Genomic DNA, 23,471 nt, shown 5'->3' with positions numbered 1-23,471 from the left:
TCTACCCTCTCACCTGTCCTTCTCCTTCACCGTATGTAGTTGTGGTCGTGAGATGCACTAACCCCATCGGTCCTCTAACATGAAGTTTTCCGGTCGAGATTCCGACTTCCGCTCCGAGTCCGAATTCCCCCCCATCGTGAAAGCGAGTCGATATGTTCACGAACAGAGCCGCCGAATCCAGAGACTCTAAAAATAAATTAGAAGAGCTTAAATCTTCGGTTACGATCGCTTCAGTATGTCCTGAAGAAGTATTTTCGATAAAAGAAATCGCTTCCTCGATCGAGTTTACCGTTTTTACCGACAGTCGTAGATCTAAAAATTCTTCCCAATAGTCTTCCGGCTTTACGGGTGTTCCGTTCGGGAAAAGAGAAAGCGCGGGAGGATCCAAAAGTAGTTGTACGCCTTTCGCATTTAATTCGCTTAGCAATTCTTTAGAGTGAGGATATTCGGCATGTATCACTAAATTTTCAACCGCGTTGCAGACTCCCGGGCGCTGCACTTTCGAATTCAGTACGATCGGCAGAACTTTTTCCGGATCCGCCGACTTATCTATATAGATATTCACGACGCCCTTATCGTGCTTTACGACTGGGATGATGGAATTTTCCGAAACGAAGTTTATAAGTCCTTCTCCGCCCCGAGGTACTACCAAATCGATATATCCAGTCTGTTTAAGGAATGGAATCATAATCTCGCGCTCGGTTTTATCGACTAAAGTCACAGCGTTCGGAGAAAGTCCGGCCTGGGCAAGACAATCCCGGAAGATGTTCGAAAGTATATTATTGGAATGAAGCGCCTCACTCCCTCCTCGAAGGATGCAGGCGTTACCCGATTTAAAGGATAAAGCTCCCACATCGATCGTTACGTTAGGACGGGATTCATAGATGACCATTACGACGCCAAGAGGAACTCTTTTCGTTATCAGTCGGATGCCGTTAGGTAACGTTAGACCTCGCACGACTTCACCCACCGGATCGGGCAGAGACTTGATTTCAAGAACCGCCTTTGCTAAATTATGAATCCGTTTTTCATCCAGCGTTAAGCGATCCAGCATTGCCGTGGATAATCCCTTCTCTTTTCCCGCGGTCACATCTTTTTCGTTTTCCGCGATAATTTCGGATTTCCGGGTTACTATCGCTTCGGCTAATTTTTCAAGAACGGCATTCTTTTTAGAAGAGTTCAGTTTTCGTAATTCTCGAGAAGCTTTCTGAGCATTTTTGCACAAAATTTCCACGTATTCTAGTTCTGTAGGCCGTTGGATCATTGCGAATGTCCTCCGTTTCGTTTGGTTTGGAGGATCGCTTTAATTTCCTCCTCGGAATAGGATTTATGTTTTCCGTTTCCGGCAACTAGTGTCCCCAGCTTATTCTCTTCCAGAAAACGACGCACGCAGTTTTTCTCCGTTCCGTCAATGATACCGCTAGGAATTCCTGCCTCGTTTAAAATCCCGGCCGCTTTCAATTTGGTATACATACCGCCGGTTCCGGGCCCGCTCGGTCCTCCCGCAATAGAGAGTTCCCCCCCGCCGATATCCTTAAGATGGGATACTACCTTACCGTCCCTTAAAAAGCCGGCGACTCCCGTTAGAATAATTAACAAGTCTGCTTCCACGAGCAAACTGACGATCGCCGAAAGGATATCGTTATCGCCGAACTTCAATTCTTCCGTTGCTACGGAATCGTTTTCGTTAACGATGGGTAGGATTCCCCAATCTAATAATTGTTGAAAAGTGCTTCTAAGGTTTTTGAATCCTTCGCCGGTTTCCAAATCCAAGACGCCAAACAAGATCTGTGCGATCGGGAGATTCACTTTCGAAAAAAAACTATCGTATAAGTTGATAAGCCGATTCTGTCCCATCGCAGCTAAGGCTTGTTTTTCAGATAGCTTGTCCTCCGCATTCACGCTAAGGGGGAGGCTATCCAATAATTTGCGACCCCTAGCGATGGCTCCAGACGATACTACGATGACTTGCTTACCTTGATCGCGAAGATGTCTAATGTCGGAAACTAAACTGAAAAGAAAATCATTCACTTCCTCTTCGGAACCGGAGAGTCTAGCTGATCCGATTTTAACGACTATAGTTTTTGCCGTTTGGATTTTAGAGTCGAAGTCCGATCTATTCATCCGAATCTTCCCGTTGCTCCCGGTTTTTTTCGGCAAGTCGCAGCTTTTCCAATTCTTGCTGAAAGAAAGTTTCATCCATAATTTCAAGTAATTCTTCCAAGTTAGTCGATTCTTTGGCGGAGATAGGTATAACTCGACCCAATGACGATACGGATTCCAAAAGTTCTTTCGTAAAACTTTGGTCCTCCCAGACGTCTATCTTATTCAAAACGATTAGATGCGGCCGATTCAATAATTCTTTATTATATGTTTCTAATTCGGATCTAAGCATTTTGAAATCCGATTCTATATCCAATGCGCTTGCATCGAACACATAAAGGATTCCTTTTACTCTTTCTATATGTCTAAGAAAGGATAATCCGAGACCGATACCTTTACTGGCGCCTTCGACTATGCCAGGAATGTCGGCTAATGTATATCGATAGATATCCCCTTTCCGTTTAACTACTCCTAAGTTGGGAGAAAGGGTTGTGAACGCGTAACCGGCGATCTTGGGATGCGCTTCGGTAATCTGGGAAAGTAAGGTCGATTTCCCAGCATTCGGAAGACCTACGATTCCGACGTCGGCCAAAAGCTTTAAACTAAGTCGAAGATGTTTGTATTCTCCCGCTTCTCCCGGCTGCGAAAATTTGGGGGCTTGGTGAGTGGATGATTTAAAATGAGCGTTTCCTTTTCCGCCTCGTCCGCCTTTCGCGACGGAAAATTCCATTTCGTCCTCCACAAAATCATAAAGAAGTTCACCGCTATCTTCGTCATAGATTTGGGTGCCTAAGGGTACGAAAAGGACGAGGTCGTCGCCTTTTTTTCCGGAGCGATTGTTTCCTTCTCCCGGAAATCCCACCGAAGCTTTAAATTTCCTTTTTGTGAGATAGCGATCGAGCGTGACCATAGAAAGATTCGTACGGATGAGTACATCCCCGCCGACGCCTCCGTCTCCGCCGTCCGGACCGCCGAACTCGACGTATTTTTCGTGACGAAAATGCATGGAGCCGGCTCCGCCATGCCCTGCGGTAACCTCGATGACTACTTCGTCTACGAACTTTTCCATTTTAAATAATTGCCTTTAAACAGAAAAAGAAAGGCTCGAGGAAAATTTCCCCCGGAGGCCTTTCTTTTTCCCGACTTTGACTGTTTAGGATAAAATTATGATTCCGGATAAACCGAAACTTGCATTTTGGTCTTCGTGACCTGCTCGAACTTCACTCTTCCGTGTACGAGAGAGAAAAGTGTATGATCTTTTCCTAAACCTACATTCCGTCCTGCATGAAGTCTGGTCCCTCTTTGACGAACCAGAATATTTCCAGCCAAAACGAGTTCGCCTCCGAAACGTTTGACTCCGAGACGTTTAGAGTGGGAATCCCGTCCGTTCTTCGAAGAACCGCCACCTTTCTTATGTGCCATCGTCTATTCTCCTATGAGTTCAATTTCCGAGGGATATTGTTCCCTCAAATTTTCCAAACCGTTTCGAACCAACGCAAAGCTCGTTCGAACTACTGGATCATTTTCAAGACCGGTCAGAATCTTGAATTTCAAGAATCCATCCAGGACTTCTGCGGGGCCTGCTTTTCCTTCTTTCCTTAAATGGAGATAGAGGGACTGAATCAGAACTCCGACCGCCGCACAAAGGAGATTGGATCCTTTGGGGCCCTGTTCTGCGGAGGCGTGCCCCACGGATTCAAAGCCAAGAATCTGCTCTCCTTTACGGAGGATTTTTACTCGGATCAAACCGCCGAGAGGGAAACTACCTTGAGTTTCTGGAGTTGTTGTCTATGACCCCAGGTTCTTTGGGAGTTCTTACGTTTCTTATAAACGTAACCGCGAATCTTTTCACCCTTAACGTCGTCTACGACTTTCAGGGAGACTTTTGCCGACTTCAGATCGGGTGCGCCGATATGAACCTTATTGTTTTCCGCGAACAGTAAAACTTTCGCATCAAAGGTATCACCTGGTTTTTTGCCGGTCTTTTCCGTCAGGAATTCTGAATCCTGGGTTACTTTAAATTGTCGATTTCCGACAGATATGATCGCAAACATCGTATATAGGCCTAGTTGTCTCGATTTTTGACCAGTTTGGAGCGGTGCGCGAGGGTGTCAAGTGGCTTCGAAGCTAGGAAGTAGAATCGGCGTTATCCACCGGCCGATTTCGCTTCCTGCTCGGGAAGGGTAGCGGCTTTTTTTTGGGTATCCCCGCCCTTCCTGGGCGGGGGCCGGTGCGGTGGTACCCCCCGCAAGGAATTGCCTTATTTCATAGAATTGACAATTCTTCAATTCTTTTTCATTTCAGTGAGTTGTGGGAGCTCCTACCAGCTTCATTACTTCTGGACGAGATAGAATGGACTAGGAACCGGTTGCGGTTCTCTATGCGCGAGGGTTTTTTCCCGCCCAGTAGGAGATTTTCTCTCTTAGAATTGTCGGATCTATCGGCTTAGCTAAGAAATCGTTCATTCCTACGTCGTAACTCATTTGCTCGAATTCCTTCATCGCGTGAGCCGTAAGAGCGATTATGATCGGATTGGCTCGATCTCCATGCATCTTCCGAATCTGTCTCGTAGTTTCAAATCCGTCCAGCTCGGGCATTTCAATATCCATTAGGATCAGGTCAAAGGATCTTTCATTCAGTAAATGTAATGCTTCTCGTCCGCTTGAAGCGATAGTGGCGGAGTGTCCGAATTTTGAAAGTAATCGCTGAATCACGAATTGGTTGGACGCATTATCGTCAACGACTAGGATTTCCATTTTTCTGCCTTCCGATTTTGGAAGAACCGGTTGCGGTGGAGAGTCGACGGCATCGGCTTCCTGAGCTCTGATCGTAAAAGTAAATTCGGTCCAGCTTCCTTCTAGGCTTTGAACGGAAATATTTCCTTGAAGCAATTCGCAGAGTCGTTTCGAGATGATTAAGCCGAGACCTGTTCCTCCGTAGGTTCGAGTGATCGAACTATCGAGCTGCGTAAAGGGTTGGAAGAGGGAAGAAATTTTTTCCGGAGAAATTCCGATCCCGGTATCTCGAACGGAGAATTCCAAATCTATATCCTCTTGACGTTTATTTCTTACGCGAACGGACAATTGAATTTTCCCATGACCGGTGAATTTCGCCGAATTCCCGAGCAAGTTTAGAAGAATTTGCGTTAGTCGGGTTCTGTCGGTACGTATGAATTCAGGCACTTCGGGAGTTGAATCGAATTGCAGATCGATGCCCTTCGAATTCGTTTGTAATCGGATGATTCCGGTTATTTGGGCAAGGAGATCGGAGAGACGAAAACTCTCGTAAATTAAATCTAATTTACCCGATTCTATTTTAGATAAATCTAAAATATCGTTGATAATCACTAACAGATTATTTGCGCTGGCGGTTATGATTCCGATGGTTTCCTTTTTCTCTCCCGGCGGCTCGGAATCGAAAAGAAATTTAGACATCGCTAAAATTCCGTTCATGGGAGTCCTGATTTCGTGACTCATATGAGCGAGAAATTTCGACTTTTGTCGGTTGGCAGTCTCGGCTTGAATTTTCGCGATTTCCAAGTCTTTGGTTTTTGCGGCAATCCTCGCGGCTAAAGTTTCATTTTGAGCGAGAATAATTTTCTCCTTCTCCTCTTTCAGAGTGTTGATGCTATCCGCTAACCCGAAAGAGAGGAAGGTCACTTCCAAGGTCGCGCCCAGATGAATCGAATATTCACCGACTATGATAGAATCGTAAACTCCTAGTCTTTGTAGAGAAGTGACGAAAATCGCGATTTCCATTACTGCCCAGGCTAAAAGGAAGAAACGAGCAGGTTTAAAGTTTTGAAAAAGCCTGATCGATCCAATGCCTATCAAGACGATCGGATGGATCAATCCGTAGATTACCGTTAATATTGAAGAAAAACGTAATGGAGCAAATATGGAAACGATTGCTGCAAGTAAAGTCGCGACTGCAAAAGATTTTAAGAATAAATCGATCCAGCTTCCTTTCGAAATCCTGAGATACTGCAAACTAAAAATCGCGGAAATAAAAAATGCCGAAAGTGAAAGGACGTTCGTGCTTTTATTTCCCCAAGCCGGATATTCCCCCCATAAATATTGATTTGCTAGTCCGTTAAAGCTTACCTGAGTCACTATTAAAAAAAGAAGATAGATTACGTAATACAGATAATCGGCTTCTTTAAGAGAAGTATATAGAAAGAAATTATAAAGAATCATGACGAACATACAGCCGTAACACAGTCCGAGCAAAAGCGTTTCGGTAGTGGATTTCTCCAGATAGACTCTCGTCGGAGCCGCGATTAGCGGGATGTTCATCGGACCTTCGTTGGTAAATCGGAGAAAGTATTCTTTCGTTTCTCCGGCAGTTAAAAAAGTTTTAAAAACGAAATACCGATGTTTCAGGTCTCTTGTGTGAAAAGGAAAAGTGTCGCCGGTGCGCACGGAGCGGATTTCCTTTCCGTTTTTTGTTTCATAAAAATCGATTTCGTCGGTATAAGGGAATTCGGAAACGATTACATATTCCTCAGCCCGGTCGGAGACATTTTGCAACGAAAATCGCACCCAATAGGCGGAGTGAGTGTATCCCGGATGTAGGTTTTTTCTTTGGTTTTTCAGAAATTCGAAATCATGGTGTCCGGAAAGCAAATCGGATAGCCTTAGATTCCGATTACGATCTTCCAAATATTCCATTCTCTCCGAGACTCCCACGATTTTGAGCTCGTCCAGAGGTATGGAATTGGAAAAGAGAGAACTTGGAGATATCCAGAAAAGTAGAAGAGCGATAAGAAGAAAAAAATTCTGCATTATAAAGGAGCCATAGTAATTGACTCCTAAATTAAGCAATCTAGAACAGGGCGACGAATAAAGGAATATCGATCCGAGCCCCAAAAGAATCTTTTGCAGTCAACACGTCGACAGGGTTTGCATCGCGTCTAAATAACGGTATGAAATACATTTCGGGTAAACTTAGGGGCCTAGGTGACGGATTTACAGTTCGTCGGATTCTTCCGCATATTGACGTGAGGGCAGTAGGACCTTTCGTATTTTTAGATCATATGGGTCCCGTTTCATTGATAAATGGCGACGAGCTTGTCGTTCGATCCCACCCGCATATTGGCCTCGCCACAGTTACGTATTTGTATGACGGCGTTATTCTACATCGGGATACATTGGGAACCGAACAGATGATTCGCCCATATGAAGTGAACTGGATGACGGCAGGTTCCGGTATCGCACATAGCGAGAGGTCGCAGCCTGATCCCCAGTATTCTATAATAGAAGGGATTCAAACTTGGGTGGCTTTGCCGCAGCAATACGAAGAGACTCCACCGGAGTTCTTTCATTATGGAAGGGAGGAATTCCCCGAATTAAGCGGCGGGGGCTGGGAGTTGCGTTTAATTGCAGGATCTCTTTTGGGTGAAATTTCTCCCGTAAAAGTATATTCCCCATTGTTTTATGCGGACCTTGAGATCGAGCCCGGCGCCGAAATAGAACTTTCCATCCCTGCAAAACAAGAGGGGGCAGTCTATGTGGCTCGAGGTAGTTTGGATGCCGAGGGTCGGATCGTCGGTGTGGGAGAAATGGCGGTCTATCCGATGGGTGGAGCAATCAAGTTTCGTGCGGAACAAGCGACTCGAGCGATTCTCCTTGGTGGAGAGCCTTTGCCGGAACGTCGACACCTATGGTGGAACTTCGTATCCAGTTCTTTGGAGAGAATCGATCGAGCAAAAGGCGATTGGAAGAATGATCGATTCGGAAAAATTTCGGGAGAGACGGATAGAATTCCCTTACCTGAAACCTGAATTCTTTCGAATTCGATGCATTTGTCTCGAAAACGTAATTTAGAAAGCGTTGATGGCCTAAATCGACCTTGCCACCCTGTCCCCTCGGGAAATTTTGGTTTTTAGCATGGAAATCCGCAACATCGCCATTATCGCACACGTAGACCACGGGAAGACAACCCTATTGGATGGTATTCTCCGACAAACAGGAGCCGTCACCGCCAAGGAAGACGGGGATCGGATCATGGATAGCAATGATCTGGAAAAAGAGAAAGGAATTACGATCAAGGCCAAGAATACGGCTGTCGTTTATAAAGGGACAAGAATCAATGTAGTGGATACCCCAGGGCATGCGGACTTCGGCGGAGAAGTTGAGCGCGTCCTTTCCACCGCGGATTCATGTCTTCTGCTTGTGGATGCATTTGACGGTCCCATGCCGCAAACTAGATTCGTATTGGGAAAATCGCTACAGCTTGGCCATAAACCGATTTTGGTAATTAACAAAATCGATCGGGATGGAGCGAGACCGTCTGCAGTCGTCGATATGGTATTCGACCTATTCAGCGATTTAGGTGCGACCGACGAACAACTGGATTTTCCGATCATTTACGCTTCGGCTAAACAAGGATGGGCGGTCCGCAAATTGGAAGACGCTCCCGGAAAAAACTTGGATCCGTTATTAGATATGGTTCTTGAGCACGTTCCTCCTGTTAAAGCGAGCATTAATGCTCCTCTGCAATTTCAAGTCACTTCCTTGGACTATAATGATTACGTAGGAAGGATTGCGATCGGCAAGATCTACAACGGAAAATTGCAAAAAGGGATGAATGTGATTCAACTTTCTCCCAAAACGAACGGAAGAGACGAGACTCAAATATTAAAAGTTACGAAATTATATAACTTTGAAGGTTTAAAACGAAACGAGATCGAATTCGCGGAAGCGGGAGATATCGTTTCGATCGCAGGTTTACCCGATGTGTTCATCGGGGATACTGTCTGTGAACCGGGAAAACCAGCTCCGATGCCCGCAATCGAAGTGGAAGAACCGACCGTTTCCATGTATTTCATGGTTAATAATTCTCCCTTTGCGAGTAAGGAAGGGAAGTTCGTAACGACTCGAAATATCCGTGAAAGATTGGATCGAGAACTCGAAACTAACGTTGCGATGCGCTTGGAAGAAACGGAAGATAAGGATCGATTTAAAGTTTTAGGTCGGGGAGAACTTCACCTATCCATATTAATCGAGACCATGCGTCGGGAAGGATTTGAATTGCAGGTTTCCCGTCCCGAAGTTATCATTAAGAAGGGCGAAAACGGCGAGAAGCTCGAACCATATGAGTATCTTGTAATGGATCTTCCCGATCAATTTACCGGAAGCATCATCGCCGAGCTGAACCGTAGAAAAGGCGAACTTCAGCTAATGGACGCTCATACCTCCGGTATGACTCGCGTCGAATTCGTAATCCCGACTCGGGGAATTATCGGATTCCGGGGATATTTCGTTACGGAAACGAAGGGAGAGGGGGTTATGTCCAGCCGCTTCCTACGTTTTGATCTTTATAAAGGAGAGATTCCAGGACGTAAAAACGGAGCTTTGATTTCCATGGACTCGGGAGATACGACCGGTTACGCTCTTTGGAAGATTCAAGAAAGAGGGGAGTTATTAATCGATCCCCAAACTTCCGTTTATCCCGGGATGATCATCGGAATTCACTCTCGTGAAAACGACTTGGAAGTGAATCCGGTGCGCGAGAAGAAACTTACTAACGTTCGTTCCTCGGGCGCGGACGAAGCGATTCGTCTAGTGCCTCCTCGCCGTTTTAGCTTGGAGCAAAATATCGAATTTCTAGACGATGACGAGCTATTGGAAGTGACTCCGCTCAGCATGAGATTACGGAAAAAGATTTTAGATCCCAATATGCGTAAACGCGCCGGACGTTGAACTGAATCGAACGTCGAAAGTCCCCTAAAATTTTACTCGGCTTAAAATTCCATAAAAAAGATCCCCGCGAAGAACGCGGGGGAAAAATGGAAGTCCACCGATGAAGCAATCGAATCGGAGAAGGTTCATTCAAGGCGTACTTGACTGAACCTTTCTTTTTGGAAAAGCTCTTGGCTTGTCGTGTGTCAATGGGCTGAAATGAGAAGACATTGTCGAAAACGATTTCGTTTGTACGACTGCCGGAAACCATTCATTAGAGGTTTCTGAACTTCAGCCCCTTTACACCCTTCGAAAATATCTCCGAAGCATAGGAAAACCGAGCGCCATATTCTACCGGGCCACATGGGCATAAGAGGGTTGTTATTAAGATTGAGGAGGGGGAAGGTCTAAAAATTGAAACTGAATCGTAGGAAGTTCATAAGAAAGCGTATCGTTGCAGAACGCAGTAGATAAGAAGATTAATTGCGGTTTATCAGATAGAAAAACCTCGGAGCCGAATCCTACTTTCGGAAAAGCAGATAAATTAGACTCAAAACTTTTTTCCGGAATGGAGGCAACCGTCTGATTTTTTTCGTTTATCAGAACGTTCAGATTGCGATTGAATTTCGCATTCATTAAGAAAACGGGGATGTAAAGAGCGAAAAGTAAGATAAAGAACTTTTTCATCTGAACCCGGATACTCGTTAGCGCTCGGATTCTATCCGCACGATGTGATTTTGTAAATAAAAATTTCCATTTATTTAGTTTTATTGCCTAGAGAGTCGGAAGTAATTCATGAATAGAATTTTCATATTTCCTAATTTGTAACCTGTAAAAGGAGCGTATTAAAATTTCGCTTATCAATAAACTTGATTCGATTTTGAATTCTGCTTGTGTTCATAAACGGAGCGCAGTATCTTCCCGATCGCGCTCGGGCCTTACTGGAAGGAATTTCTTTTAATTTCCGCCATCGAAATCCGATAGTCGTAAACGAATGGAAGTGGGACGACTTGTGAAGTTTAAACCTACAAACCGCTTTACATTCTCTTTATTTGGGTCCAAAATGAATTTAAGCCTGGGGGACATATGAGTCGCTTATTATTCGCAATTTTTCTTTTCTTGTTCTCCTTTTTCCCTCTGCTTGCCGCCGATGAAAAGAAGGAAGAAATACGCCAACTTCTCATCTCTTCAGGTTCGGAAAAAATGGGAGTGCTTGTCGTAGGGCAAATGATTTCCAGATTTAAACAATTAATGCCTCAAATTCCGGAAGAGTTTTGGGAAGACTTTCGGAAAGAATTAAAGAGCGAAGATATGGTTGAATTGATTATACCGATCTACGATAAGTATTTTACTCTCGAGGAAATCAAAGGGATTACCGCGTTCTATAATTCACCCGTAGGTAAGAAGCTATTGGAAAAAAACCCGCAAATTACTCAAGAATCGATGCAAGTCGGAGAAATGTGGGGAAAGAAAATAGCGGAAAGGGTCTTAGAGCGCCTGAAAGCAAAGGGCTTACTCTCCCCCGATGCAAAACCTCCCACCCGCCAAGAAATTTGATAAGAGTTATCGCTTTTCGCTCATTGCTTTCGTTCTATTTCATTTTCAGCTCCAATATTATCGACTTGAATTAAGAAAGTCCGTCGAACATCGAATGAATTCGCTCCGGAGTTAGGAATATTAGAAAAATAAAATATTCTTTTCCGGCTTTGATTCTTTCTAACAAGCATACCAATCGTTATAGAAAAACTTTTTTCTTCAAAATAATCCCTTCTATATAACATTCTTTAGTTGACGATTTCCTAACTAACTATAAAGAACTACCTACTTAATAATAACCGAGCGGCTGTTTGTAAATATTCGGTTCTTATTAAGTATTAATAACGAACGTTTGGGATAATACTTTATATATTTCATAACGGTAGTTTGAAATTAAAAATAGAAACTAGGAAGATCTCGAATGCTTTTCTCCTATGCGGAAAGCCCAGAGGAATCTTCCGCAAATAGTGATGAATAGTAAAGAGAAGAGGTTAAAAATGTCTAGAGTATTGAGGATTTGGATTATAGGACTTACGCTTCTGGTGTCTGGAGCAATTCATGCATCAGGCGGAGGTTCTTCGAGTAAACCGCTGGCAGGATCGTATCCGATTGTATTAGCTCATGGATTGTTCGGTTGGGGGAAATCAACCGGTATTATCGACTATTGGGGCGGCAATGCAGCTTATCTTCAGTCTCAAGGTGCGACTGTATTGACTCCAACGGTAACGGCCACTAGCTCCTCCGCTGCGAGGGCGGCTCAGCTAAAAACGGCAATTCAAACTGCGATGGCTGCAAATAATTACACCGGTAAAGTTCACATTATCGGGCATTCACAGGGTGGATTAGATGCGAGATATCTAGTATCCAATCTCGGATTCGCTAGTAAAGTCGCGACTCTAACGACCTTAAACACTCCGCACTATGGAAGTCCGGTCGCGAACGTAGTTCTGACCGTAATCCCAAGTTGGGCGTTGCCATATGTCGCGACTGTTCTGAATACAGTGGTAGGCTTTGTTTACGGAGAATCGAACCAGAATGCAGTAGCGGCCTTAAAACTACTTACGACTGCAGGGGCGACGGCGTTCAACAGCTCGACTCCGAACGCTTCCGGCGTAAAGTATTTTTCGTTCGGATCGACGATCACGGTTCCGGATTTAATCGAGCATCCTGCAATGGGGCTTATTTATCCGATTTGCGCAATCGGCGCTCCTTTTTACGGACAAAGTATCAGCAATGACGGTGTGGTTCCAGCCTCGTCTCAGCAATGGGGAACGTGGAAAGGTGGACCGTCCTATCCGATTACGACGACCGGGATCGACCATTTAGAGGCAACCAACGCTCTCTATTTGGGTCAGACCTGGTATGATACAAACGGCTATTTTTTGAAAATGGCGTCTAATTCAAAAAGCAACCAATAGGTTAATTAAATCCACCGACAGTGGGCGTCCTCCCGTTTTGGGAGGGCGCCTTTTTTGTTCCCTCTGACTGAATTCCGAAATTATCGAAAATAATATGTGTGCATATTAAAAATAGCTTGATAATAAGTATACTTATTATCAGTGTTGTTTGTATATTGTAAGCACGCTTAGTAAGGAGAAACATATGTGGGAATATAAGTATAGAATGGAAGTTCAAGGAGTTAGCGCTAAAGAGCTTTGGGAGGCAAGGGCCGATATTTCGAATTGGCCTAAATGGGACTCGGGTCTTCTTTGGACAAAAATCGAAGGTTCCGCGGCAGTCGATAAGGAATTCGAATTAAAACCGAAAGGCGGTCCAAAAGTTAAGGTTAAAATCATAGAGGCGCAATCCCCTCGGAGCTTCGGTGACGAAACGTATTTACTCGGAGCCAGAATGAAATTTCTGCACTTCTTTGAGGATACTAAAAATGGCACGGAAGTTCGGGTCGAGCTTAGCATTCACGGTCCACTTTCGTTTCTCTGGAAAAAAATCATCGGAGAAGAGCAGGTAAAGAATATGCGCGAAGAAATAATTACGTTTGCGGATTTCGTGAGAGAGGCAAAAAAATGAATCGATTTTGGATCGTCGTAGCCTCGAAAGACCACGCGAACGCCGGAAAGGAAAACGGGATCATTCAGGCTTGTCACGGTAAAAAGGCCCCCCTGCGAAGGATGCGCGAGGGGGATTGGGTTCTGATCTATTCTTCAAAAGAAACGTTTGCGGAAAAAACGGCGTGCAGGAAGTTTACTGCCATCGGAAGGGTTTCGGACGAACAGATCTTTTCATTTCAGATGAGTCCGGATTTTATTCCGTTTCGAAGGAGAGTTTCTTTTTGTCAGGCTCGGGAGGTCGAGATTCTTCCGATGATTAACGAACTCGATTTTATTCCGAATAAAAAATCCTGGGGATTTCCTTTTCGTTTCGGGATTTTGGAAATAGGTGAAACTGATTTTCGGAAAATTGCGAACCGGATGGGTGTAGATGTCGAAGGATGAAGTTTTTGGATTCGAAAAAGCCGAGGAAAGTCCCGGCTTTTTGCTTTGGCAGGTTTCCAATCTTTGGCAAAGGGAAATTCGAAAAATACTCGAGCCTCTGGATCTTACGCACGCACAATTCGTATTGCTTGCGGTGACCTATTGGTTGCAATGTTCTAAGGAAGAAACGACTCAAATTCGAATTTCCGACCAAGCAAAAACGGACCCGATGACGACTTCGACCGTCTTACGCACGTTAGAAAGAAAAAAACTTGTTCGCAGATTTGCGCATGACTCAGATACGAGGGCGAAGCTCGTAGAAGTTACGAATGAAGGCCAAAAAATACTGCAAGATGCGGTGCATCAAGTCGAGGCCTTTGACGAACGATTCTTTTTCTCCCTTGGTAAAGGGAGAAAAGAGTTTCTCAAGAGGTTGCAAGGCCTCTGCGATGTTTAATCGCTTATTTTGCCTTGAGCCGTTCCAACTCCCGAATTAACTCTTCCTTAGAAACGGTCGGATCCTGCTTTAGTCGGCGTATCAGCTCTTCGGTCCCTTCTTTCTGGGAAATCGCTTTTTTATCCACGGTTCCCATCAGCAGAATCGGGCTCAATGCAGGTGGTACGGAAATTTCCTTAGAGCCGGGTTTGGGACGCAGCTCGATAATAGCTACGTATTCGAAGACTTCGGCGATCGATCCGGATACGTCTCCTACGAGAACAGGCATCTCATTTGATAGATTATCCGTGGAAGAAAAAAAAGCCGTAATATACTCTTTGCCGTCTTTACTCGGATAAGTACTTGGGGGCAAATGATAGTAAACGACGCCGGCAACATCGTTATCGATTACTTTCTTGTATTTCGGAGTCGAAATACTGATTCTTCCCAGAAGTGGCATTCCAATTCTATTATATACCTCCCCGTTGGAGAATCGGATCGAGTTCATATTTTCGGAGATTTCAGCGCTTCTTCCGGATCCTTCCGTTAATAGATGTCCGACTTCCTTGACTTTTATAAAGGGACCGAAAGATTTTACGTCCCAATTTTTGGGATCGCTCGTGTTCTTACCGGAGTAGAGTCTTTGAAGTTCCTTGTACATCGATTCAAAAAATAAAAGTTCATGTCCGCTTGTGATTATTTTCCCCGAACGAAGTTTCATTTCTTCACGATTTTCGCTCATGCTGAATTGAAGCCGAGTTAACGTTTCGTTAACGAACTCCAGCTCCCCCTGCGCCGTTCTTCTAATCCAGAGCATCTGTATTTTTAATTTGTTATCTTTGGCCCAAGCCGCCGATTTCTCGTTCAAATATAGGCCCGCGATTTCGGGAATGGCGGGAGTGGGCTTTCCTCTTAGTTGATCGCTGCAGGAGGAGAGAAAGATAAAAGAGCCGAGTAAAACTCCGCAGTAAATAGATGCTAAAGATCGTTCTTGCATGTGAGAAAGCTTCCGATAGAGGAAACGCCGGTAAAGGAAAAAACCGATCCGATTCTTGGGGAACCGGACAATTATCTTGACAGTATAACTTTCCGAGTATGCTTATAATCGCGACGCGGATCGGACGGGAAATCATAGATTTGAAATAAAATTTCGCTCTTTATCGACATGAGCATTTTTATGGATTGTTCCCGAAAAACTGCAGGGAACTTAACGTTGAATACACTCGGTGCAATCGATAGTCGGAACGGTAAAATCTTTCGACCGCTTCAATTCGTCCTTTTGTCTTTGTTACTTTGGGCGAGCGTTGTTTCCTGCCGCAATAATCTTTCCTACCATCCTAAGGCCGTCTCCGGAATTTTAGATCTTCGGGATTGGAATGTCGCCGAACATCCACTGATCGATCTGGACGGTGAATGGGAATACTATCCTGGACTTTTATCCTCTTCCGACAAGGCATCGGGCAGTAAGAAGCCGTTTACCGTCCCCGGGACATGGAACGGTTCAGGTTACGGCACGTTGAAATTGAAGCTTCTTCTTCCCGAGCATTCCAACGCGTTCGCCTTTTATTCCAAGGGCCAGGCTACCGCATTTACTTTATACGCTAACGGTGAGAAGATTCTAAATTCGGGAACTCCCGGTGCGGATCGGCAATCGAGTATACCCGATAGTCGGCCTTCCTTTCACGAATTGAACCGAAGCTCTTCCGAAATATTAATTACATTAGAAATTTCTAATTTTTATCACCGGTTCGGGGGTCTTTGGCACGGAATTCGATTCGGCGACTCGGAGGAACTTAGGAAGGAAGTATCGCAATTTCGAGATATGGATTTATTTTTTGGAGGAATCTTTTTTCTTACGTTTTTATATCATATAGGCTTGTTTTTGATACGGAGAAAAGATAGATCGCCTCTTCCGTTCGGTCTATTTTGTCTCGTCCTATTCGTAAGATTATTAGTCACCGAAGATAAGATTCTTTTGTCGTATTTCCCTTTTTGGGGATACGAGACATCCATGCGGTTGGAATATTTGACGTTTTATCTTTCGTTACCGCTTGGTCTTCATTATTTACGGCATACGTTTCCCGAATTCTTTCCGAAAGTTTGGATAAGAGGATTTTATATTTTAGCTTGCGGCTTTACTTTAAGCTCTCTTCTACCTTTTCCCGAAGCCTCGAAGGTTATTCCTTATTATCAAGCAGTCATGTTTGCCGCGATTATTCTCGCCGTTTACGTGCTTTGTCGCGCGGTCCTGAATAAAAAACCGTACGCGGCTCCGTTATTATTCGGCTTTTTTACACTATCTGTGACGGGAGTCTTGGACGTTCTTTCCGCTCATCAAATTTTGGGGATTCGCTTTTTAATGCCTTTCGGTCTTTTAACTCTAGTACTTATCGAGACTTTCGTATTGTCTTCTCGATACGGAGATCTTTATAGGGAAAAGGAGTTACTAACCGAAGAGATGCTACGGCTTAACATGACTTATAGCCGTTTCGTTCCTAGGCGTTTTCTGGGTCTTTTAGAAAAAGTGAATATTGCAGATATGCTTCCCGGCGATCAAGTCAGAAAGGAGATGACGATTCTTTTCTCCGATATTCGATCTTTTACCGAAATTTCCGAAAGCATGAACGGCAAAGAAAGTTTCGAATTTCTAAATAATTATTTAAGTAAAATGGAGCCGTTAATTAGGACAAATCACGGTTTCGTGGATAAATATTTCGGCGACGGTATCATGGCGTTATTTTCGGAACGGCCGGACGATGCGGTGTATGCTGCAATTCAAATGCAAACCGAAATTCTTTCTTATAACCGACATAGGGTAGGCGATAGGGCTATTCGAGTCGGAATCGGAATCCATACAGGATCGCTAATTTTAGGTTTGATCGGGGCCGAAGGGAGAATGGAGAGCACGGTGATTTCCGAAGCCGTTCATGTGGCTTCCCGCTTGGAGTACCTTACGAAATATTACGGTGCGAATATTCTAATCAGCAACGATTCTTTTTTGCTTCTAGAAAAGCCCGATCGTTTTCTAATTCGAAAATTGGATAAAATTCGAGTTAAAGGAAAAGCGGGTGAGATTTTTATCCATGAAATCGGCGATTATTTAAGTGCAACCGAAAAAGAGGCATTTAAAAATTCAAAGCAATATTATGAAAAAGGATTGGATGCCTTTTTTGCCGGACGATATATGGACGCCGGCGAAACATTCCGGGAAGCCTTACGCATCTATCCAGGAGACAAGGCAGCCAGCCTTTATTTAAAGCGTTGCACGGAGCAATTGCCGACTCGGATAAAGCGGTACGCGCCCGGGCCCGATCTTGCTTAAGATTCTTTAATCGGCCGACAAAAGGCTAGGCTCGTCGCCGTCTTCGTCATTTAGAAATGTGGCTAATCGTTTCTTGGTTTCGTCTTTGGAAACGATAGCTCCCAGTTCCATGATCTCTCCCGCCTTTTTAAGTACGTTTCCTTTTCCGGTTTTCAGTTTTTTCATCGCATTATCGTAATGTCCCTGGGTCGCCGTTAAAGATCCGCCGACTTTTTCCAGATCGCCTACGAAATTACCGAGCTTTTCGAGAAGTAGACCGGATTGACGCGCGATTTCTTTGGCATTTCGATCCTGATCCTCCAATCTCCATATATTCGACACCATCTTAAGCGAAATCATTAATGAGGAAGGAGTCACGATCAGAATATTTTGTTGATATGCTTCTAGAGCCAAGGATGGATCCTTTTGCAAAGCCCAGAATAAGGCAGGTTCGTTATGTAGGAACATTAATACGAAGTCGGGAGAATTCAAACCTTCCAGATATTGATAATTCTTTCTGGATAAATCTTTAACATGTTTTCTTAATGCGCCTGCATGCTGTTCGAGAAAGATATCCTTTTCCTTTTCGTCTTCGGTGCTATAAAAAGAAACGTAGGCGTTCAGTGACACTTTTGAATCTAAAATTACGCAACGATTGCCGGGTAAGCGAACTATAACGTCCGGACGTTTTTCCCCTTCTTCGTCCTTAAAACTGTTTTGTCTAAAGAATTCTTCGCCTTCCCGAAGGCCGCTCCGTTCCAAAATTCCTTCCAAAATTTCTTCGCCCCAATCTCCCTGCGCTTTCTTGTCTCCACGAAGTGCTTCGGCTAAATTTTTGGCTTCGGCTTGGAGGCTTTCGTTCAGTTTTGCCAAGGACGAGATTTGTTCTTTGAGAGTCGCGGCGCTGATCTTCGTTTCCTGAGTGGAAGATTCCACTTTTTTCCCGAAAATCTCGATATTCTCCTTTAAGGGCTTTAAAAGATCTCCTAGCTTTTCGTGAGTTTGCTGATTGAATTTTTGGGAATTATCCAGCAGGACTTGATTTGCAAGATTCTTAAATTCATCCTTTAATCTGAAAATCATCTCCTCGAATTCCTTCTTTTGGTTTTCGAGCCGCTCCTTCAAAAGGTCGGATTCCTTTTTCATGGATTGCCAGGCCCCGATCGCCTGCGTATTTTTTTCGGACAGGCATTTTAGGTCCGTTTCCAATTGCGCGGTTCTTTCTTTCGAGCGAAGTTCGGTGGCTCGAATCCCGGCTAGTTCCATTTTTAATTTTTCATGTTCGGTGGGAGATACCTTCGATTCTCCACCGTATAATCTCTTCGCTAAGAAAAACGCCAGACTAAATCCGACAAGTATGCCCACCAATAAAACGATCGCGTATTCCATCTTTCCTCCTTTATGAATCGACCGGTTTTTCGGGAAATCCATTTCCCGATCCGAAAGTATCCTATTTTAGCGAAACCCCGGACAAATTCCGATCCGAGAAACGGGTTTTAGAAGAAAAGAGAGGTTTGGACTTTTTTTCGGAGGTATTTTATCCCGTGAGGAAGGTTCGGAACGACTTTCTATTTTCCGAACTCCAAATATTTTTTTCGAAGAGGTTCCGGAAATTTTTCGATCGCATAGCGAAGCATTGTTCTAGGCATTTTTCCCGCGTTTTTATCTAAAAATTTTATTTCGGTTTGTAGGTTCCGATTTCCGACTTCTCGGAGCATCCAGCCTACCGCTTTGTGAATCAAATCTTCCGAATCATTCCGTAGGATTCGAGAAATCCGAATCGTATCGGAAAAATCACTTTCGCGGATAAATGCATAGGTGGATATAATGGAAATTCGCCTTTCCCAAAGACTCTTCGATTTTGCGAGTTCGTACAAAAAACTCCTATCCTTATCCAGTAGATATTCACCGATCATTATCCTGGAGCTCAAGTCCACTAGGTCCCAATTATTAACATATCTTAGATTCTTTAGATAAAAATCATGTAATTGCTTTCGATAAATTTCTTCCGTTTTGGAGAAGGTTTCGCAAAGAATAAAAAAACCGGTTAGTCTCTCTTCATGAAGTTTGGATCGAACTAGAACCTGCATTTCTTTGAGCGGCAAGCCTCGATATTTTTTAGAGATCTTTCGCAGCGAAGGGACTTGTATGCCTAAAAAAATGTCCCCTTCTCCGTATTGTCCCGGGCCGGTTTTAAAGAAGCCGGCCAGAATTTTTGCCTTGGCCGGATCGGCTAAGTTTTGAAGTTCTTGTGATATCTCGGAAGCTTTCGTGTCGGCACCCGTTGGAATTTTGTCCAGATCTCTGACTCGTTTTTTCTTAGTAGACATGGAAATGGAAATACAAGTTCGCTTACCGGAAGAAAAGCCTTTTTCGACTTGCAATCGAAAGCGAACTGCAAAACCTATTTTTAGGAAGGTGTGATCGGCGTTTGAATATGAATAAAAAACCTCTGCATAATATTTATAGCAAAGATATACTTAAGCAGAAATTGGAAAGCGAATCGTTTCGAAGAAAGACGATTTCGTTTTATCGATACGTGATTCTATCCGATCCGAATTCTCTACGCGATCGATTGTACTACGATTGGGAAGAGCTTGGAGTCCTCGGAAGAATTTATCTAGCGAAAGAGGGTATCAACGCGCAGCTTTCGGTTCCCGAGCATAATTTTCAGGCCCTTCGAGACTATTTGGACGGAACGGAAGAATTTAAGAACGTCCCGTTCAAGATTGCAGTCGAGGATGACGGACATTCTTTTCTAAAATTGGAAATCAGGGTAAGACATAAGATAGTTGCCGACGGATTAGAGGACGAAAGCTTCGATGTCACAGACGTAGGCGTTCATTTATCGGCCGAAGAATTCAATCGAAAACTCGAATCGTCCGACACGATCGTCGTCGATGTTAGAAATCATTACGAATCGGAGATCGGCCATTTCGAGGGAGCGTTGCTTCCTCAGGCCGACACTTTCCGCGAAGAACTTCCGATGATCGTCGAATTGTTAAAAGACCAAAAGGAAAAAGAGGTTTTAATGTATTGTACCGGAGGAATCCGGTGCGAGAAGGCTTCGGCGTATTTGAGACACCACGGATTTAGATATGTGTATCAACTGCACGGAGGAATCATATCTTACGCTTCTGAAATAAAGGAAAAGGGCTTAGAATCGAAATTTAGGGGCAAGAATTTCGTTTTTGATAAACGACTACAAGAAACGATCGGTAGCGAAATTATCAGCGAGTGTCATCAATGCGGCTCAACCTCCGCGCGTCATATAAACTGCGCCAACCCTGCCTGCCATATTTTGTTTATTCAGTGCGAAGCCTGCGCGGAAAAATTCGACGATTGCTGTTCGAAGGAATGTCAAAAGATTCATTTACTACCGGAAGAAGAGCAACGTAAATTAAGAAAGGGTAAAGTCGCTTCCAATCAACATTTTTCAAAGTCCCGGATTCGCCCGAAAGTTTTCGAATTGTACCGAAAATAGTTAAGATTATCTTTTCATATCCGCAAGAAAAATAGTTTACGTTTAAATCAATTCAGAACTATCAAAGTCTAATAAATAAAGTATGAATAGAATCGGCTCCGATAAAAGAGACGGGTTTTCCCGCCGTACGCTTCTCGTAGCGCCTTAAGTTCTTTCATGGTTGCTTTAGGTATCGGGAAACTATTCAGCGGAAAAAAAGGAGACACTGAAATGAGTAAAACCCCCGTTTTTTTTGTCGGCCACGGCAGTCCGATGAACGCTATCGGCGAAAACGAATTTACGAAGGGATGGGCCGCAAGCGTCCAAAATCTTCCGCAACCGAAAGCGATTCTATGTGTTTCGGCTCATTGGGTCACTCGAGGAAGTCATATTACGGCGATGGAATTTCCCAAAACGATCCATGATTTTTACGGGTTTCCTCAGGAACTTTTCGACGTTCAGTATCCTGCCCCAGGAGATCCTAAGTTAGCAAAGGAAATCTCCGCTGACTCCAAAACTCATCAATTAGGTTTAGATTATGAATGGGGACTTGATCATGGTACCTGGAGTGTTCTTCGCCATATGTATCCGAGGGCGGACATTCCCGTTTTGCAACTTAGTATAGATGCGACGAAGCCCGCCGCTTGGCATTATGAATTTGCCAAAGAGCTCGGGTCTTTACGCGATCAAAACGTGCTGATAGTAGGTAGCGGAGATTTGGTTCACAATCTTAGATTGTACAATTGGCGTAACGAGGATGAAATTCCGGATTGGTCCAGGGAAGCGAACGAGACTTTTAAGGCTTTGATTCTCAAGCGAGATAGCAAGGCGCTTTCGCAATACCAAAACTTAGGTACAGCGGCACAACTAGCAGTTCCGACACCGGAACATTACATTCCTATGTTGTATTCATTGGCTCTGGCAGGAAAGGACGAAGAGATTTCGTTCTATAATGATAAAATCCAAAGCACCGTGTCTATGACAAGCTTTAGGATCGGATGAGAAATTCAATCGCATCCTCTAAGCGGTCGTCTCCCCAAAAGAGTTCACCCTTGACGATAAAACTAGGCGCACCGAAAATCCCGAGCGACTTTGCAGTTTCCGTATTTTCCCTCAAAAGAGATTTTGAGACGGGCGATTCGGAACTTGAAAAGATTTCATTTCCTGGCTGACCCAGATCGTTTAAAATTTCCTTTAAAACGCTCGGCTGGGAGATATCCTTCCCTAAAGCAAACTCAGCCTTATATACTAGTTTTACGAATTCATGAATCCAGTCCTCTTCGCAATAAGCCGTAGCGATTCTTGCCGCCATTAATCCGTTTTGTGGAAAGATCGCCGGTCTTAGAAACGGCAACTCGTATTTTCCGCATCTTCGTTCCAAATCTTTCCACATGTATCGACCTTTCATCGGAAAGAGATTAAAGGGTGAATCTGCCAATCCCTGCTCCCGAAAAATCGGTCCTAATAAAAACGGTTTCCAGACGGGCAGAACTCCCTTCTGCTGAGAAAGTTTTTCGATCCTTCCAGCAGTTAGATACGAGTACGTGCTCGCAAACTCGAACCAAAAATCGAAGGTCGGTAAATCGCTCATGAACTGCCTCTTTATGCCGTCTCTTTGTCTAATTTTTTACGACTCCAAATTCCCGCGAGGACTAAGCCGCTAACGATGTGCCAAACTCCCCACCATGCCGCGACTAAGGCCATGGACCCGAGACCTTGAAATAAAGTGAAGATGAGAACTAATCCCAAGCCGGAATTTTGAAGTCCGGTTTCGAGGGAGATCGTTCTTCGCTCTCTTGGGGCCAGGCCAGCTATCCATGCGGCAATATATCCGCAGATCAGAGCCAGTCCATTATGCAAAAATACGAGCCAAAAGAGCCAAGTTATATGATCGAGAAAGGAATTCCAATTTCCGATCAAAGCGACTAAAATAAACAACCCTAGCATCAACGTCGAGCCCGTGCGAAAAGGCCTCCGAAGTTTTGCGGAAAAATGCGGAGCGTATCGATTCGTTAACGATCCGAGTATTAAAGGTAAAACTAATATTACTAAAATTGAAAATAGTAAATCCAAAGGATCTAATTGGATTTCCTTTAAACGATCCGCTGCAGGAGCATAAAACTTCCCCCAAAAAAAGAAATTAAACGGAGTGAAAAACCAGGCAAAAAGAGTCGTAGTAGCCGTTAAGGAAATGGAAAGCGGAACGTTTCCCCTCGCTAATAACGTGATGAAGTTTGACATATTTCCGCCGGGACATGCCGCAACTAAAAGCATTCCGAGAGCTATACCCGGATGCGGCCGAATCAAGAATAATAATCCGAGCGTTACCGCCGGTAATAAAACAAGCTGAGAAAACAATCCCACGATCGCCGCCTTAGGATGCCTTTTTAGATTGGAAAAGTCCGCAAGCGTGAGCTCCAAAGATACGCCGTACATAACGAATCCGAGACAAACGTTCAATATTACGAGACTGGTCGGGCTGAAGTTCAGCCGAATCAGATCTAGATCGGTCATTAAA

Annotated in this window: 23 protein-coding genes; 10 read left to right on the top strand and 13 right to left on the bottom strand. The window is 44.1% G+C overall.

Annotated features, from left to right (window positions below):
* Position 1 precedes the first annotated feature (1 nt).
* From LEP1GSC050_RS07700 to LEP1GSC050_RS07670, 7 genes are all read right to left on the bottom strand, one after another.
* The gene (locus LEP1GSC050_RS07700; RefSeq protein ID WP_010570660.1) at positions 2 to 1,264 is read right to left on the bottom strand and encodes a glutamate-5-semialdehyde dehydrogenase; all 1,263 of its coding nucleotides are present in this window, start codon (positions 1,262 to 1,264) and stop codon (positions 2 to 4) included.
* On the bottom strand, positions 1,261 to 2,130 hold the full coding sequence (proB, locus tag LEP1GSC050_RS07695) for a glutamate 5-kinase (RefSeq protein WP_408605399.1): 870 nt from the start codon (positions 2,128 to 2,130) through the stop codon (positions 1,261 to 1,263). The genes LEP1GSC050_RS07700 and proB overlap by 4 nt, the downstream gene beginning before the upstream one ends.
* Complete coding sequence (obgE, locus tag LEP1GSC050_RS07690) at positions 2,117 to 3,172, bottom strand: GTPase ObgE (RefSeq protein WP_010570658.1); 1,056 nt, start codon at positions 3,170 to 3,172, stop codon at positions 2,117 to 2,119. Before obgE ends, proB begins: the two co-directional genes overlap by 14 nt.
* Before the next feature lie 95 nt (positions 3,173 to 3,267).
* Positions 3,268 to 3,525 (bottom strand): 50S ribosomal protein L27, encoded by a 258-nt coding sequence (gene rpmA, locus LEP1GSC050_RS07685; protein WP_010570657.1) that lies wholly within the window; start codon positions 3,523 to 3,525, stop codon positions 3,268 to 3,270.
* A 3-nt stretch (positions 3,526 to 3,528) separates the two neighbouring features.
* Positions 3,529 to 3,849, bottom strand: a complete 321-nt coding sequence (locus tag LEP1GSC050_RS07680; protein WP_010570656.1) for a ribosomal-processing cysteine protease Prp — start codon at positions 3,847 to 3,849, stop codon at positions 3,529 to 3,531.
* Positions 3,846 to 4,157 carry a 50S ribosomal protein L21 gene (rplU, locus tag LEP1GSC050_RS07675; RefSeq protein WP_010414064.1) on the bottom strand — a complete coding sequence of 104 codons (312 nt, stop codon included), beginning with the start codon at positions 4,155 to 4,157 and terminating at the stop codon, positions 3,846 to 3,848. Before rplU ends, LEP1GSC050_RS07680 begins: the two co-directional genes overlap by 4 nt.
* 324 nt (positions 4,158 to 4,481) lie before the next feature.
* On the bottom strand, positions 4,482 to 6,887 hold the full coding sequence (locus LEP1GSC050_RS07670) for a hybrid sensor histidine kinase/response regulator (protein ID WP_020987449.1): 2,406 nt from the start codon (positions 6,885 to 6,887) through the stop codon (positions 4,482 to 4,484).
* 140 nt (positions 6,888 to 7,027) lie between these two features.
* Between LEP1GSC050_RS07670 and LEP1GSC050_RS07665 the strand changes: the two genes are divergently transcribed.
* Both LEP1GSC050_RS07665 and typA read left to right on the top strand, forming a co-directional pair.
* Complete coding sequence (locus LEP1GSC050_RS07665) at positions 7,028 to 7,885, top strand: pirin family protein (RefSeq protein WP_010570654.1); 858 nt, start codon at positions 7,028 to 7,030, stop codon at positions 7,883 to 7,885.
* 106 nt (positions 7,886 to 7,991) lie between these two features.
* Entirely contained in the window at positions 7,992 to 9,806 is a 1,815-nt protein-coding gene (gene typA / locus LEP1GSC050_RS07660; RefSeq protein WP_010570653.1) for a translational GTPase TypA, read from the top strand.
* Positions 9,807 to 10,169: 363 nt separating this feature from the next.
* Here typA and LEP1GSC050_RS07655 read toward each other — a convergent pair whose 3' ends face one another.
* Complete coding sequence (locus LEP1GSC050_RS07655; protein ID WP_010570652.1) at positions 10,170 to 10,472, bottom strand: hypothetical protein; 303 nt, start codon at positions 10,470 to 10,472, stop codon at positions 10,170 to 10,172.
* Between the two features lie 399 nt (positions 10,473 to 10,871).
* Here LEP1GSC050_RS07655 and LEP1GSC050_RS07650 point away from each other — a divergent pair, with 399 nt between their 5' ends.
* From LEP1GSC050_RS07650 to LEP1GSC050_RS07625, 5 genes are all read left to right on the top strand, one after another.
* Positions 10,872 to 11,342 (top strand): DUF2059 domain-containing protein, encoded by a 471-nt coding sequence (locus tag LEP1GSC050_RS07650; RefSeq protein ID WP_010570651.1) that lies wholly within the window; start codon positions 10,872 to 10,874, stop codon positions 11,340 to 11,342.
* 476 nt (positions 11,343 to 11,818) lie between these two features.
* Positions 11,819 to 12,739, top strand: coding sequence for an esterase/lipase family protein (locus LEP1GSC050_RS07640; protein WP_040911523.1), 921 nt, complete (start codon positions 11,819 to 11,821; stop codon positions 12,737 to 12,739).
* 184 nt (positions 12,740 to 12,923) lie between these two features.
* A complete protein-coding gene (locus LEP1GSC050_RS07635; RefSeq protein WP_010570648.1) occupies positions 12,924 to 13,349 on the top strand; it encodes an SRPBCC family protein in 426 nt (141 codons plus the stop codon).
* Positions 13,346 to 13,774, top strand: a complete 429-nt coding sequence (locus LEP1GSC050_RS07630; protein ID WP_010570647.1) for an EVE domain-containing protein — start codon at positions 13,346 to 13,348, stop codon at positions 13,772 to 13,774. The genes LEP1GSC050_RS07635 and LEP1GSC050_RS07630 overlap by 4 nt, the downstream gene beginning before the upstream one ends.
* Positions 13,761 to 14,210 (top strand): MarR family winged helix-turn-helix transcriptional regulator, encoded by a 450-nt coding sequence (locus LEP1GSC050_RS07625; protein WP_010570646.1) that lies wholly within the window; start codon positions 13,761 to 13,763, stop codon positions 14,208 to 14,210. The genes LEP1GSC050_RS07630 and LEP1GSC050_RS07625 overlap by 14 nt, the downstream gene beginning before the upstream one ends.
* A 4-nt stretch (positions 14,211 to 14,214) precedes the next feature.
* On the opposite strand, the gene LEP1GSC050_RS07620 is transcribed toward LEP1GSC050_RS07625, so the two are convergent.
* Positions 14,215 to 15,186 (bottom strand): LIC12353 family lipoprotein, encoded by a 972-nt coding sequence (locus LEP1GSC050_RS07620; protein WP_010570645.1) that lies wholly within the window; start codon positions 15,184 to 15,186, stop codon positions 14,215 to 14,217.
* A gap of 216 nt (positions 15,187 to 15,402) precedes the next feature.
* On the opposite strand from LEP1GSC050_RS07620, the gene LEP1GSC050_RS07615 reads away from it, so the two are divergent.
* Positions 15,403 to 17,511 (top strand): adenylate/guanylate cyclase domain-containing protein, encoded by a 2,109-nt coding sequence (locus tag LEP1GSC050_RS07615; protein ID WP_232225678.1) that lies wholly within the window; start codon positions 15,403 to 15,405, stop codon positions 17,509 to 17,511.
* A 6-nt stretch (positions 17,512 to 17,517) separates the two neighbouring features.
* Here the strand turns inward: LEP1GSC050_RS07615 and rmuC are convergent, their stop codons facing one another.
* The gene (gene rmuC, locus LEP1GSC050_RS07610) at positions 17,518 to 18,921 is read right to left on the bottom strand and encodes a DNA recombination protein RmuC (RefSeq protein ID WP_010570643.1); all 1,404 of its coding nucleotides are present in this window, start codon (positions 18,919 to 18,921) and stop codon (positions 17,518 to 17,520) included.
* A 137-nt stretch (positions 18,922 to 19,058) separates the two neighbouring features.
* On the bottom strand, positions 19,059 to 19,820 hold the full coding sequence (locus LEP1GSC050_RS07605; protein ID WP_051184860.1) for a DNA alkylation repair protein: 762 nt from the start codon (positions 19,818 to 19,820) through the stop codon (positions 19,059 to 19,061).
* 107 nt (positions 19,821 to 19,927) lie between these two features.
* Between LEP1GSC050_RS07605 and trhO the strand changes: the two genes are divergently transcribed.
* Both trhO and ygiD read left to right on the top strand, forming a co-directional pair.
* Positions 19,928 to 20,974 (top strand): oxygen-dependent tRNA uridine(34) hydroxylase TrhO, encoded by a 1,047-nt coding sequence (gene trhO / locus LEP1GSC050_RS07600; RefSeq protein WP_010570641.1) that lies wholly within the window; start codon positions 19,928 to 19,930, stop codon positions 20,972 to 20,974.
* A 210-nt stretch (positions 20,975 to 21,184) separates the two neighbouring features.
* A complete protein-coding gene (ygiD, locus tag LEP1GSC050_RS07595) occupies positions 21,185 to 21,955 on the top strand; it encodes a 4,5-DOPA-extradiol-dioxygenase (protein WP_232225675.1) in 771 nt (256 codons plus the stop codon).
* Here ygiD and LEP1GSC050_RS07590 read toward each other — a convergent pair.
* Positions 21,942 to 22,544 carry a 2-hydroxychromene-2-carboxylate isomerase gene (locus LEP1GSC050_RS07590; protein ID WP_010570639.1) on the bottom strand — a complete coding sequence of 201 codons (603 nt, stop codon included), beginning with the start codon at positions 22,542 to 22,544 and terminating at the stop codon, positions 21,942 to 21,944. The genes ygiD and LEP1GSC050_RS07590 overlap by 14 nt on opposite strands.
* A gap of 11 nt (positions 22,545 to 22,555) precedes the next feature.
* A complete protein-coding gene (locus LEP1GSC050_RS07585; protein ID WP_010570638.1) occupies positions 22,556 to 23,467 on the bottom strand; it encodes a bile acid:sodium symporter family protein in 912 nt (303 codons plus the stop codon).
* Between the last annotated feature and the right edge of the window lie 4 nt (positions 23,468 to 23,471).

It is taken from the genome of Leptospira broomii serovar Hurstbridge str. 5399, assembly GCF_000243715.2.
GTDB classification, from domain to species: domain Bacteria; phylum Spirochaetota; class Leptospiria; order Leptospirales; family Leptospiraceae; genus Leptospira_B; species Leptospira_B broomii.
This window is presented reverse-complemented; position numbering and strand designations above follow the sequence as displayed.